Genomic DNA, 12,612 nt, shown 5'->3' on the forward strand with positions numbered 1-12,612 from the left:
GTTTGCACCCGCCGTCACCCCGGAACAGGTCCGGGGTGACGGCGGGATAAAACGATCGGCCCACCTTCATCGAATTCGCCCGTGGTCGAACGGCGACGCCCGGAAGCGTGGCCGGCCGGCGTCAGGCCGCGAAACGATCCCGCAGCGCCATCAGCGCCAGTGCCGCCTTCGCCGCCTCGCCGCCCTTGTCCTTCTCGTCCGGCTTCGCGCGGGTCAGCGCCTGCGCCTCGTTCTCGACGGTGAGGATGCCGTTGCCGATCGCCAGCCCGTCCAGCGTCAACGCCAGCACGCCGCGCGCGCTTTCGTTCGACACCACCTCGAAATGATAGGTCTCGCCCCGGATGATGACGCCGATCGCGACGAACCCGTCGTAGCGCCCGCTTTCGGCCGCCAGCGCGATCGCCGCCGGAATCTCCAGCGCGCCGGGCACCGTCACCACCTCGGCGGTGTGGCCCGCCGCCTCGATCGCGGCACGCGCGCCGGCGACCAGCAGGTCGTTCAGGTGATCGTAGAAGCGCGCCTCGACGATGAGCAGTTTCGCCATCACTCCGTCTCCATCGCGATCGTTTGCTCGCCCACCACGTTCAGGCCGTAGCCGCTCAGCGCCACCAGCGTGTGGTGGGTGTTGGTCAGCAGGATCATATCGTGGATATCCAGCTCGGCGAGGATCTGCGCACCGACGCCGTAATCGCGCAGTTCGTTGATGTCGGTCGTCTCGCCCGCGCGGGTGGCCTCGCGGGCGCGCAGCAGCGCGGTCACGCTGTTCGGCACCGATCGGTTGATGAGCACCACCACGCCGGCCCCGGCCTCGCCGATGGCACGCATCGCCCCCGGCAGCAGCCCGCCGCGATCGCCGACCTCGCCCAGCACGTCACCGAACATGTTGACCGAGTGCATCCGCACCAGCGTGGGCTGGTCCGGCTGGATCCGGCCTTTCACCAGCGCCAGCGACTCGGTGCCGATCGCCTTGTTGAGGTAGGTGATCGCCCGCCACGTGCCGCCGTAGCGGCTCTCGAACGTGGCCTCGGCCACCTTCTGGATATTATGATCGTGGCGGCGGCGATAGGCGATCAGGTCGCGGATCGTGCCGATCTTCAGGTTGTGGAGCTGGGCGAAGGCGACGAGATCGTCGAGCCGGGCCATCGTCCCGTCGTCCTTCATGATCTCGCAGATCACGCCGGAGGGGTTCAGCCCGGCCAGCCGGGAGACGTCCACCGCCGCCTCGGTATGTCCCGCGCGCACAAGCACGCCGCCGGGCTTGGCCACCAGCGGGAAGACGTGGCCGGGGGTGACGATATGCTCGGTCCCCTTGCTGCCGTCGATCGCGACCGAGATGGTGCGCGCGCGGTCCGCCGCCGAGATGCCGGTGGTCACCCCGTCACGCGCCTCGATCGAGACGGTGAAGGCGGTTTCGTGCCGGGTGCCGTTCTGCCGGCTCATCAGCCCCAGCCCGAGCTGCTCGACCCGATCCTTCGTCATCGCCAGACAGATCAGCCCGCGCCCGTGCGTCGCCATGAAGTTGATCGCATCGGGCGTCGCCATCTGCGCCGGGATCACGAGGTCGCCCTCGTTCTCGCGGTCCTCGTCGTCGACGAGGATGAACATGCGGCCGTTGCGCGCCTCGTTGACGATCTCCTCCGGGCTGGAGAGGAAACCGTGACGGATATGGCCCGTCCTCGGGCTGGCGGAAAGATCAGCGGACATGGCGGAGTTGCTCCATGCGGCCCAGATAGCGGGCGAGGACATCGATCTCGATGTTGACCGCGCGGCCGACGGCAAGGTCGGCGAAGGTCGTCATCTGGGCGGTATGCGGAATGATGTTGATCGCGAAATGCACGCCGCCGCCGGGCTGGTCGCTTACTTCGTTCACGGTCAGCGAGATGCCGTCCAGCGTCACCGAGCCCTTGCCCGCGAGATAGGGAGAGAGCGCGGCGGGCGCGGCGATGGTGATACGCTGCGAATCGCCATCGGGGCGCAAATCGATCACCTCGCCGACGCCGTCGACGTGGCCGGTGACCATGTGGCCGCCCAGTTCGTCGCCCAGCCGCAATGCGCGTTCGAGGTTGAGTTTCAGCCCGGCCTGCCACGCACCCTGCGCGGTGCGCGCCTGCGTCTCGCCCGAGATGTCGACGGCGAACCAGCCCGGCCCCTTGTCCACCACCGTCAGGCACACGCCCGAACAGGCGATCGACGCGCCCAGATCAACCGTGGCAGTGTCGAAGCTGGTGGCGATGCGCGCGCGCAGGTCGCCGCGCGGTTCCACGGCGTCGATCGTGCCGATGTCGCTGATGATCCCGGTGAACATGGTGCGGTGGCCTTCAGTTGCGATCGCGCTCGTAGACTTCGAGCCGGTCGCTGCCAAGCGTTCGCGCATCGTGCAGCCGCCAGCGGCCGTGCGCGGCGGCAAGCGTGCCGAGGCCGATGTCCCCCAGCGCCGGCCGCCCGCCCCCGATCAGCACGGGCGCGCGGTAGAGCAGCAGCCGGTCGACCAGATCGGCGGCGAGAAAGGCGGCCGCCGCGCCCGCGCCGCCCTCCACCAGCAGTTCGTCCTGCGTGATGGTGGCGATGTCGGCGGGAGCCGCCAGCCGGGTCCAGCCTTCCGGGGCCGGGGTAGTCGTGGAAAGCAGATAACGCGCCGGCGCGCGATCCGCGAGGCCCGGCAGACGCACGTCCAGCGCGGGCGCATCGGCGGTGAGCGTGCCGCGCCCGACAAGGATCGCGCCATGCCGCGCGCGTTCGAGATGGGCATGGGCGCGCGCCTCCGCCCCCGTGATCCAGCGACTTTCGCCTGATGCCAGCGCGATGCAGCCATCCAGCGAGGTGGCGAGCTTCAGCGTCACGTGCGGGCGGCCCCACCGGCGACGGGCCAGGAAACCGGCCATCGTCCGCGCCGCCTCCGCCGCGCGCACGCCTTCGGTCACGGCGATGCCCGCGGCACGCAGGCGGGCGATGCCCTGCCCGTCGGTGCGCGGATCGGGATCGCCCCGCGCCACCACCACCCGCGCCGGCCGCGCCGCCACCAGCAGGTCGGCGCAGGCCGCGCCGCGCGTGGAAACATGCGCGCAAGGCTCCAGCGTCACATAGACGGTCGACCCCGCCGCCGCCGCGCCGGCCCGCGCCAGCGCCGCCGCCTCGGCATGGGGCCGCCCGCCCGCCTGCGTCACGCCGCGCCCGACGACATGGCCGGCTTGCGACACGATCACGCAACCGACCGAGGGGTTCACGCCCGTTCGCCCCACGCCGCGTTCGGCGAGGGCCAGCGCCGCACCCATCCAGCGCGCGTCGGCGGTGGCCGCGGCGACGTCGCTCACTCGATCCCGAGGTCTTTGGCGAGCTTCTTGAACTGGCGCTGGCGCTCGGCCAGCCGCGCCTCCTTCTTCGCCTGGTCGATCCGGTTCTGCTCGATGATGACCGAATCGGGCCGGTCGGCCGGCCAGCTCTGCACGAAGATCGTCTGCGGCTTGGGCGGGTCCTTCTTCGAATCGACGTAGAAGCCGGCCAGCATCAACGCCGGCATGAAGATGGCCAGCGCCAGCCCGATCCAGCGATAGCGTTGCTCGGTGTTGAGGAAGGCCTTGAAATCGCGCCAAACAGCGCGCGGGCCGGACGGTCGCGGAAGAGCACCCATGCGACCAAGATAGGCGCCGGCACAGGCCCGCGCCACCCCCGCATCCCGATCAGGCGGCGCCAAGCCGCGCGATCGCGCGATCGCGGCCGATCAGCGGCAGCAGCGCCGCCATGTCCGGCCCGTGATCGCGCCCGGTCAGCGCGCGGCGCAGCGGCAGGAACAGCGCCTTGCCCTTGCGCCCCGTCTCGTCCTTCAGCAGCGTGGCGAGCGCGGGCCACGGGTCCGCCGCCCAGTCGATCCCGGCGGCCAGCGTGGCGGCGGTACGCAGGAAGGCGCGGTCTTCGTCCGTCGGCGGGGGGGCAGCGACCGGCCCCTCCACCACCGCCCACCAGTCCGCCGCCTCCGCCACCGTCGCGATATTCTGGCGGATCGCGTGCCAGCCCTCGGCATCCATGCCGGCGGGCAGGCGCGCGGCCACGTCGTCATAATGCAGCAGGTGGAGGATGCGGGTGTTGAGCGCCTTCAGTTCGTCCATGTCGAAGCGCGCCGGCGCACGGCCGAAGCGGCTGAAATCGAACGCATGGAACAGCGCCTCGATCGCCGCCACCGGCTCCACCGGATCGCTGGTGCCGATCCGCGCGAGCAACGCCAGCAGCGCCAGCGGCTCGATCCCTTCCTCGCGGAACGCATCGCAGCCGAGCGAGCCGAGCCGCTTGGAGAGCTTGCCCTCGCTGCCGGTCAGCAACGCCTCGTGCGCGAAGGCGGGAGGTGCTGCGCCGAACGCCTCGAACATCTGGAGCTGCAACCCGGTGTTCGTCACATGATCCTCGCCGCGCACCACATGGGTGACGGCCATGTCGATGTCGTCGATCACGCTCGGCAGCATGTACAGCCAGCTGCCGTCCGCCCGCCGCACCACGGGATCGGACAGCAAGGCCGGATCGAGCTTCTGGTCGCCCCGGATCAGGTCGTGCCAAACGATCGGCGTGTCGTGATCGAGGCGGAAGCGCCAGTGCGGGCGGGTGCCCGCCGCCTCCAGCGCGGCGCGATCGGCGTCGGCAAGGGCCAGCGCGGCGCGATCATAGACCGGCGGCAACCCGCGCCCGGCAAGCACCTTGCGCTTCAGGTCCAGTTCCTGCGCCGTTTCATAGGCCGGATACACCCGACCGGCCGCGCGCAGTTCCGCGAACCGCGCCTCGTACAGTGCGCCCCGGTCGCTCTGCCGCGCCTCCTCGTCGGGGGTGAGGCCCAGCCACGCCAGATCCTCGCGGATCGACCCGGCGAACGCTTCGGTCGATCGTTCCGCGTCGGTATCATCGAGTCGCAGCAGGAAGCGGCCGCCGTGATGGCGCGCGTGCATCCAGTTATGCAACGCCGCCCGGATGTTGCCGACATGGAGCCGGCCGGTGGGCGAAGGCGCGAAGCGGGTCGTGACAGTCATGCAACGGGCGCATAGCATCGTCCCTGTCGGGCCGCACGCCGCTTGCTTCCCCCTTTCGCCCGCGCCCCGTTCTTGATTCGAAGACGGCACCGGCCCGCACCCCCACCCGACCGCCCGTTCAGGATATTCTGTGGGCGGTCGGGTGGGGGTGCGGGCCGGTGCCGTGAAACGCGCCTTGGCGCGTTTCCAATCAGCCCCTAAGAGGCGCGCGACATGACGATCGGGGACGCGCGATGAAACTTCTGACCGGCAACTCGAACCTGCCGCTGGCGCAGGCCATCGGCGCCTATCTGGAAATCCCGCTGACCGACGCCAGCGTGCGCCGTTTCGCCGACGAGGAAGTGTTCGTCGAGATCCACGAGAACGTGCGCGGCGAGGACGTGTTCGTGCTCCAGTCGACCGGCTTCCCGGCCAACGACAACCTGATGGAGCTGCTGATCTGCATCGATGCGCTGCGGCGTTCGTCGGCGCGGCGGATCACGGCGGTGATCCCCTATTTCGGCTATGCCCGGCAGGACCGGAAGCCCGGCCCGCGTACGCCCATTTCCGCCAAGCTGGTCGCCAACCTGCTGGAAACGGCCGGTGCCGATCGTGTGCTCTCGATGGATCTGCACGCCGGCCAGATCCAGGGCTTCTTCGATATCCCGACCGACAATCTGTATGCCGCGCCGGTGATGTCGGCCGATATCCAGGCGCGTTTCTCCGGCAGGAACCTGATGGTCGTCTCGCCCGACGTGGGCGGTGTGGTCCGCGCTCGCGCGCTCGCCAAGCGGCTCGACAACGCACCGCTCGCCATCGTCGACAAGCGGCGCGAGCGGCCCGGCGAATCGGAGGTGATGAACATCATCGGCGACGTGGAGGGGCGCTTCTGCATCCTGATCGACGATATCGTCGATTCGGCCGGCACGCTGTGCAACGCCGCCGCCGCGCTGCGGCAGGCGGGCGCGGAGGATGTCGTCGCCTATGTCAGCCACGGCGTGCTGTCGGGCGGGGCGGTGGCGCGGGTCGAAGGTTCGTCGCTGACCGAACTCGTCATCACCGACACGATCGGCGCGCCCGAGGCGGTGGCCGGCGCCGAGAAGATCCGCCTGCTCACCATCGCGCCGCTGCTGGCCGAGGCGATCAAGCGCATCGCCGACGAAAGCTCGGTTTCCTCGTTGTTCGATTGAGGCAGGCCGGCGGGGCGCCCGTTGCGCCCCGCCTCCGCGCTCAGGCCGCCGCCGTCTCGTCGGCGAACGGATAGTCGGTGTAGCCCTTCGGCCCCGGCGCATACCATGTCGCCATGTCGTCCTTGTTGAGCGGCAGCCCCTCCGCCATCCGGCGCGGCAGATCCGGGTTGGCGAGGAACGGACGGCCGAACGCGATCGCGTCCGCCTCGCCCGCATCCAGCGCCGCCTGCCCGCTGGCGCGATCATAATCCGAATTCAGGATCAGCGGCCGCGAGAAGGCCTTGCGGATCACCGGATGCACCGGCGGCCGTTCCGCCTTGCCGAAGGTGCCGTTCGGCCCCGGCTCGCGCAGTTCGATATAGGCGACGCCCACCTTGTCCAGCGATGCGGCGGCGGCGGCGAACAGTGGCTCTGGGTCGCTGTCGTCCACGCCTTGCGAATCGCCGTTTGGCGACAGCCGCACGCCCACCTGCGGCGCGCCGAGCGTCTCCACCAGCCGCTGCGCCACCTCTGTCAGCAGGCGGATGCGGTTCTCCACCGGGCCGCCGTAGGCGTCGTCACGGAAGTTCGAGCTGTCGCGCAGGAACTGGTCGATCAGATAGCCATTGGCCGCGTGCAGCTGCACCCCGTCGAAACCGGCGGCCACCGCGTTGCGCGCGGCATGGGTATAGTCGTCGAGCAGCCGGGCGATGTCGTCCAGCGTCAGCGCGCGCGCCTCGGTATTCGGCTGCTTGCCCTCGTTGGTGTGCGATTCACCGGGCGCGGTGGTGGCGGATGCGGACACCGGCTGCGCGCCACCGAGGAAGCTGGGATGGACGACCCGCCCCATGTGCCACATCTGGAGCGCGACGCGCCCGCCCGCCTCGTGCACGGCATCGGTCACCGGCTTCCACGCCTCGACCTGCTCGGCGGTCCAGATGCCTGGCGCATCCGGCCAGCCCAGCCCTTCCTGGCTGATCCCGGTCGCCTCGGTGAGGATCAGGCCCGCGCTGGCACGCTGGGCGTAATATGTCGCCATCAGCGGCACCGGCACGTGATCGCGCGTGGCGCGGCCCCGCGTGAGCGGTGCCATCAGGATACGGTTGGGTGCGGCGATCGAACCAAGATCGATGGGGTCGAACAACGAGGGCATGGCGGTATTCCTTCTATTCCGGTGGCGGAGATAGGAAGGCCACCCCGATGTTGCGATGCGGGAGAGGCGAGGAAATGTTTACGTCGCGATAGCCGCGCCGGGGAACCCCGGCAGCGGGTCGCAGCGATCGGCCATCCACGCGCTGCTGCCGCGCCCGCCGGAGATCAGCCGGTTGAGATCGAACAGACCGCGCGCCAGCGCCAGATCGCCGTTGGCCGCGATGTAGCGCGGGGTCCATTCCGGCTGGAACTTCTGCTTGTAGAACCGCAGCCCCTCGAACCCGTACAGCCCCTCGCCGCGCCGATAGACGAGGTTCGCGGCCTGCGCCCACAACGGCGCCAGCCGCCGCGCGTCGAGGCCGGAGAGCGGCGCAAGCCCGAGCGAGAAGCGGGCGTAGCCCTGGTCCCGCCCCCACACCATCAGCCGGGCGAACAGCAGGTCCATCGCCGAATAGCTCAGGGCGTCGCGGTGGCGCATCAGGTCGACCGACAGTTCGGTCCTGTTCGGCGTGGCCCACAGGTTGGCGAAGGCGGTGATCCGCTCCCCCTCGCGCACCACCGCGCAATCGAAACGGGAGAGATAGTCGGAGTCGAACCGGCCGAGGCTGAACGCCTTCTCGCTGCGCCCCTTGGCGGCGAGCCATTCATCGGACACCGCCTCCAGCGCGGGCAGCAGTGCGGGCACGGCGGCAGCGGGCACGATCTCGAACACCGCACCCGCCTTCTCCGCCCGCCGCTCGGCATGGCGCAGCGGCTTGCCGGCCGGCCCGGCGAGCGTGAAACCCGCCAGCGGCACGCGCGCCTCCTCGCCGTACTTCACGATCGCAAAGCCGAGGTCGATCGCCACCGGCAGCGCCTCCGGCCCGATCTGGTAGAACAGCAGCCGCCCCTGCGCGGCATCGGCCAGCCCGCGCAGCCGCCACATCAGATCGGGCCACGCTGCGCGCGGGCCGACCGGATCGCCCATCGCGATCCACGTGCGCCCCTGCACCTGATAGGCGAGGAAGGCGTCGCCCGTCTCCGCTACCAGGAACCTCTTGTCGCCGGTCAGCGCCAGCATCGCATCGCTGTGGTCGGTCGTGGCGAGCGCGGCGTGGAGCGCCGCCCCGGTCAGCGCGACGGCGGCGGGCGGCGGCGCGGGGGCGAGCAGCAGCCGCCGCAGCATCATGGCCACCGCCAGCACCGAAACGGCCAGGCTGGCACGCAGGAAGCGCGAGGCATCGCCGCGCCATGCGAAATCCCACCACAGCGCGCTGCGATATTCGACATGCTTGAAGGCGAACAGCCCGATCCACAGCGCCAGCAGGATCGCCGAGCCGGTCGCCGCCAGCCACCCCGGCGACAGCAGATCGCCGGTAAAGGCGGTGCGCCGGTAGAACGCCCCGCGCGACCATTGCAACACGCCCAGCAACGCGAGGAGGACGCCCGCCTCCTCGTAATCGATGCCCTTGGCCAGCGAGAAGACCACCCCCGCCGCCAGCAGCGCGCGGGTGGCGATGAACGCGCCGTCCAGCCGGCGGTACAGGCCCGGTGCGAGGAACAGCAGCAGCGTGCCGACGAGGCTGGCGGCGATATGCGATGCCTCGACGAACGGCAGCGGCACCACCTGCGCCAGATCGCGCAGCCGCCCCGGCAGCGCCGGCAGCGCACCCGAGACGAGCAGCATCACCCCGCCGGTGAACACCAACGTGGCGATGAAGGCGGGCGCCACCGTGTGCATCACCGACCGTCCGGCCACCGCCACGTCGGTGGCGAGGCGATCGAGCGGGGCATGGAAGCGGCGGCCCTCGCGCCACGCCATCATCACGGCGGCCACCACCAGCGGCAGCAGATAATAGCAGGCGCGGTAGGCGAGCAGCGCCGCCGCCAGCCCGCTGCGGTCCACCTGCGGCAGCGCCAGCAGGATCACCGCCTCGAACACGCCGATGCCGCCCGGCGCATGACTGATCGCGGCGATCACGATCGCCAGTGCATAACCGACGAAGAAGGCGGGAAAGCCGCCCCACGCCAGCCCCGGCACCAGCACGAACAGCGCCGCGCTCGCCAGCCCGACATCGCAAGCGGAGACGAGGATCATCGCCACCGCCTGTCGCCGGGTGGGCAGCGCCACCCGCCAGCCGAACACCCCGACCGATCGTCGTCGCCCGGCGAACGCCACCAGTGCCACGATCGCGCCGAGCAGCACCACGCCGATCGCCCGCTGCACGCCGGCGCCGATCTCCACCCCGGCCAGATGCAGCGGCACCGGCCACAGCAGCAGGCCGATGCCGGACAGCGCGGCGATGCCGGACCAGAAGGTGAGCGTGGCGTTGGCGATCACCCGCGCCACATCCCCCCCGCTCAGGCCCGCGGCGGTATAGATGCGGTAGCGCGCCGATCCGCCGGTGAGCAGCGACAGGCCGAGATTGTGGCTGAGCGTGTAGCTGGTGAACGAGGCGAGCGCCGCCACCCGATAGGGCACCGTGCGAGCGATCACGCGCAGCGCCAGCACGTCGTAGCAGGTAAGCGCCAGATAGCTCCCGGCGGTGAACAGCAGCGCCGCCGCCACCTGCCCCCACCCCAGCGCCGACAGCGCCGCGCGGACATGATCCAGCCGCACCTCAGCCAGCAGGGAGTGGACGGCGAACAGCGCCAGCGCCGTCACCAGCAGCAGCACGCCGCCCGACAGCGCCGCGCGATAGCGGGTGGCGAAGGCCATCAGGCGGGCCGCGCGCGCGCCGCTCATGCGGGCCGGATCATGCGGAAACGGTCATGGGCGACGGTGATGGATGATGGCATCGTTCGCCGCCGCGAACAGCGCGGCATCGTCCCGGTTCAGCTTGTGACCGCCCGGCAGCGTCACGGTCCGCACGTTGGGCAGGGTGAGCATCGGGCACAGGCTCGTCGTCTCCTCGGCGCCACGGATGCAGGTGACGGGCACCCAGTCGAGCTGCCGGGCCGAGTCCAGCGGTTGCAGGTCGGGCGTGCCCAGTTCGAAATATTCGCGGAAACCGGCGGTGAGATAGATCGAGTCGGTCGGCACTTCAAGGATGACCAGCGCCACCTTGCTCCGCAACGGCTGCGGCAGGCCGACGAGCCCGACATGCAGCAGATCCGAGCCGAACGACTGGCCGATCAGCACTACCCGTCGCACGCCCGGCAGCGCCAGCGCGCGCGTGATGGCCGTCCGCACCAGCGCGCGCACCTCCGCCGGGGTGCGGCCATCGGCGGCGAAGGTGAGCGAGTTGACCGCCACCACGGGCCGCCCCGCCGCCGCCATCCGCGCCGCCACCTTCGGCCCCAGCCCCACGTTCAGCCCCATGTCGCCCGACAGCAGCACGACGCCGATCCCGTCGGCGGGCGGCACGGCCTGCCGCAACAGCGTGAACAGCGGCCCGCCGAAATAGCCGAGCCGATCCAGCTTATCGAGCATCAGGCCGGCCGCCACCGCCAGCATCAGCGCCACCAGCGCCGCCACGCCGAGCAGGCGGCGGAACGGTCGACGGCGGGAGGCTGGCGGGGACATCGCCACCCCCTAGCCCCCGGCCGGCACGGCGGCCAGTTACAGCCTGTCCATGTTGCCGCGCACGGCTTCCCCGGCGCCACAACTGCGCTTAAGGCGATGGCCATGCGCTTTCGCCGCCCAGCCGAGCCGGAGTGGCAGTTCGCGCCGCACGAGCGACCCGCAATGCCCGGATCGCCCGCCTCGCCCGATCATCCGTTCGGGCGGCGCGTCGCCTATGGCACGGTGGGCGTGCTGGTGGGGCTGACGGGCGGCCTGGGCAACGCGCTGATCTCGGTCAACACGCAGTATCTGCAGGGCGCGCTCGGCCTCGATCCGGCAGAGATCGCATGGCTGCCGACCGCCTATGTGATGACGAACGTCTGCATCAACCTGCTGCTGTTCAAGTTCCGCCAGCAGTTCGGCCTGCGCCTGTTCACCGCGATCTTCGTCTCGGCCTATGCCGCGATCACCTTCGCCCACCTCTTCGTCCACGGTTTCGCCTCGGCGGTAGCGGTGCGCGCGGTCAGCGGCATGGCCGGGGGCGCACTCAGCACGCTGGGGCTGTACTACGTCATGCAGTCGTTCCCGGCGAAATGGCGGCTGAAGGCGCTGGTCGTGGGCATCGGCGTGCCGCAGCTTGCGGTGCCGATGGCGCGGCTGTTCTCGCCGGAGCTGCTGGGCGCGGCGCAGTGGCGCACGCTCTACCTGTTCGAGTTCGGCCTCGCGCTCGTCTCGCTGGCGGCCGTGCTCGCGCTGCAGCTGCCGCCGGGCGAGCGGAAGAAGGCGTTCGAGCCGATGGACCTGCTCACCTTCATGCTGTTCGCGCCGGGTATCGCCCTGCTATGCGCGGTGCTCGGGCAGGGGCGGATATTGTGGTGGACGGAGGCGCCGTGGCTGGGCTGGGCGCTGGCCGCCGCGATTCCGTTGATCCTAGGCGCGATCCTGATCGAGCATCGCCGCGCCAACCCGCTGTTGCAGACGCGCTGGCTGGGCAGCGCCGACATCGTCCGCTTCGCCGTGGTGACGCTGATGGCGCGGATCGTGCTGTCGGAGCAGACCTATGCGGCGGTCGGCCTGCTGACGACGCTGGGGCAGACCAACGACCAGCTCGGCGGGCTGTTCACCATCATCCTGCTCGCCAGCGTCGCCGGCATCGCGGTGAGCGCGATCATGCTGGATATCGATCGCCTGTCGCATCCGGTGATGATGGCGATCGGTCTCGTCGCGATCGCCGCCTTCGCCGATTCGCACGCCACCAACCTCACCCGCGCGCCGCAGATGTACGTCACGCAGGCGGCAATCGCCTTTGCCGGCACGCTGTTCCTCGGCCCCTCGCTGCTGTTCGGGATGAGCCGGGCGCTGGCCAAGGGATCGGGCCATGTCCTCAGCTTCATCGCGCTGTTCGGGATCATCAACAATCTGGGCGGCCTGGGCGGCTCCGCGCTGCTCGGCAGCTATCAGGTTATCCGCGAGAAGGCGCACAGCAATTCGCTGGTGCAGGATATCAGCCTCACCGATCCGGCGACGGTGCTGCGCGTGCAGGCGGGGGCCGGCGCCTATGGCCGGGTGCTGGGCGATCCGGCGCTCCGCAGCGCCGAGGGCGGCGCGCTGCTCTCCGCGCAGGTGACGCGCGAGGCGAATATTCTGGCCTATGACGATGTTTTCCGGCTGATCGCCATTCTCGCCGGGCTGACGACGCTCTATCTGGCGATGCTCAACCTCCGCCGCTGGCTGCGTGCCCGCCGGCTCTCTCCTGCCCCGGGTTCGCCATGACCGATTCGCCGCGCGCGCCGACCGAGGCGCGCGCGGCGAATCGGTC

The 12,612-nt window shown here is 70.4% G+C and carries 11 protein-coding genes; 2 read left to right on the forward strand and 9 right to left on the reverse strand.

Features of this window, described 5'->3' with window-relative positions:
* Window positions 1–121: 121 nt before the first annotated feature.
* Genes ribH through FOY91_RS18300 form a run of 6 tightly spaced genes read right to left on the reverse strand, consistent with a single transcriptional unit; the run spans window position 122 to window position 5,009 of the window.
* Window positions 122–544: a 6,7-dimethyl-8-ribityllumazine synthase gene (ribH, locus tag FOY91_RS18275; protein ID WP_145155003.1), complete on the reverse strand. Its 423-nt coding sequence runs from the start codon at window positions 542–544 to the stop codon at window positions 122–124.
* Entirely contained in the window at window positions 544–1,704 is a 1,161-nt protein-coding gene (gene ribB, locus FOY91_RS18280; RefSeq protein WP_145155005.1) for a 3,4-dihydroxy-2-butanone-4-phosphate synthase, read from the reverse strand. Before ribB ends, ribH begins: the two co-directional genes overlap by 1 nt.
* The gene (locus tag FOY91_RS18285; RefSeq protein ID WP_145155007.1) at window positions 1,694–2,305 is read right to left on the reverse strand and encodes a riboflavin synthase; all 612 of its coding nucleotides are present in this window, start codon (window positions 2,303–2,305) and stop codon (window positions 1,694–1,696) included. Before FOY91_RS18285 ends, ribB begins: the two co-directional genes overlap by 11 nt.
* A gap of 13 nt (window positions 2,306–2,318) precedes the next feature.
* Window positions 2,319–3,311 (reverse strand): bifunctional diaminohydroxyphosphoribosylaminopyrimidine deaminase/5-amino-6-(5-phosphoribosylamino)uracil reductase RibD, encoded by a 993-nt coding sequence (gene ribD, locus FOY91_RS18290; protein WP_338062104.1) that lies wholly within the window; start codon window positions 3,309–3,311, stop codon window positions 2,319–2,321.
* Window positions 3,308–3,664 carry a hypothetical protein gene (locus tag FOY91_RS18295; RefSeq protein ID WP_238995788.1) on the reverse strand — a complete coding sequence of 119 codons (357 nt, stop codon included), beginning with the start codon at window positions 3,662–3,664 and terminating at the stop codon, window positions 3,308–3,310. Before FOY91_RS18295 ends, ribD begins: the two co-directional genes overlap by 4 nt.
* 13 nt (window positions 3,665–3,677) lie before the next feature.
* Entirely contained in the window at window positions 3,678–5,009 is a 1,332-nt protein-coding gene (locus FOY91_RS18300; protein ID WP_145155009.1) for a glutamate--tRNA ligase, read from the reverse strand.
* Between the two features lie 233 nt (window positions 5,010–5,242).
* Between FOY91_RS18300 and FOY91_RS18305 the strand changes: the two genes are divergently transcribed.
* A complete protein-coding gene (locus tag FOY91_RS18305) occupies window positions 5,243–6,178 on the forward strand; it encodes a ribose-phosphate pyrophosphokinase (RefSeq protein ID WP_145155011.1) in 936 nt (311 codons plus the stop codon).
* A gap of 40 nt (window positions 6,179–6,218) precedes the next feature.
* Here FOY91_RS18305 and FOY91_RS18310 read toward each other — a convergent pair whose 3' ends face one another.
* From FOY91_RS18310 to FOY91_RS18320, 3 genes are all read right to left on the reverse strand, one after another.
* Window positions 6,219–7,310, reverse strand: a complete 1,092-nt coding sequence (locus FOY91_RS18310; protein WP_145155013.1) for an alkene reductase — start codon at window positions 7,308–7,310, stop codon at window positions 6,219–6,221.
* A 78-nt stretch (window positions 7,311–7,388) separates the two neighbouring features.
* A complete protein-coding gene (gene mprF / locus FOY91_RS18315; RefSeq protein WP_238995789.1) occupies window positions 7,389–10,034 on the reverse strand; it encodes a bifunctional lysylphosphatidylglycerol flippase/synthetase MprF in 2,646 nt (881 codons plus the stop codon).
* A 24-nt stretch (window positions 10,035–10,058) separates the two neighbouring features.
* Window positions 10,059–10,814: an AcvB/VirJ family lysyl-phosphatidylglycerol hydrolase gene (locus FOY91_RS18320; protein ID WP_145155015.1), complete on the reverse strand. Its 756-nt coding sequence runs from the start codon at window positions 10,812–10,814 to the stop codon at window positions 10,059–10,061.
* Between the two features lie 96 nt (window positions 10,815–10,910).
* Between FOY91_RS18320 and FOY91_RS18325 the strand changes: the two genes are divergently transcribed.
* Window positions 10,911–12,566 carry an MFS transporter gene (locus tag FOY91_RS18325; RefSeq protein ID WP_145155017.1) on the forward strand — a complete coding sequence of 552 codons (1,656 nt, stop codon included), beginning with the start codon at window positions 10,911–10,913 and terminating at the stop codon, window positions 12,564–12,566.
* Window positions 12,567–12,612: the final 46 nt, after the last annotated feature.

It is taken from the genome of Alterirhizorhabdus solaris (assembly GCF_007785815.1).
Lineage (GTDB): Bacteria > Pseudomonadota > Alphaproteobacteria > Sphingomonadales > Sphingomonadaceae > Alterirhizorhabdus > Alterirhizorhabdus solaris.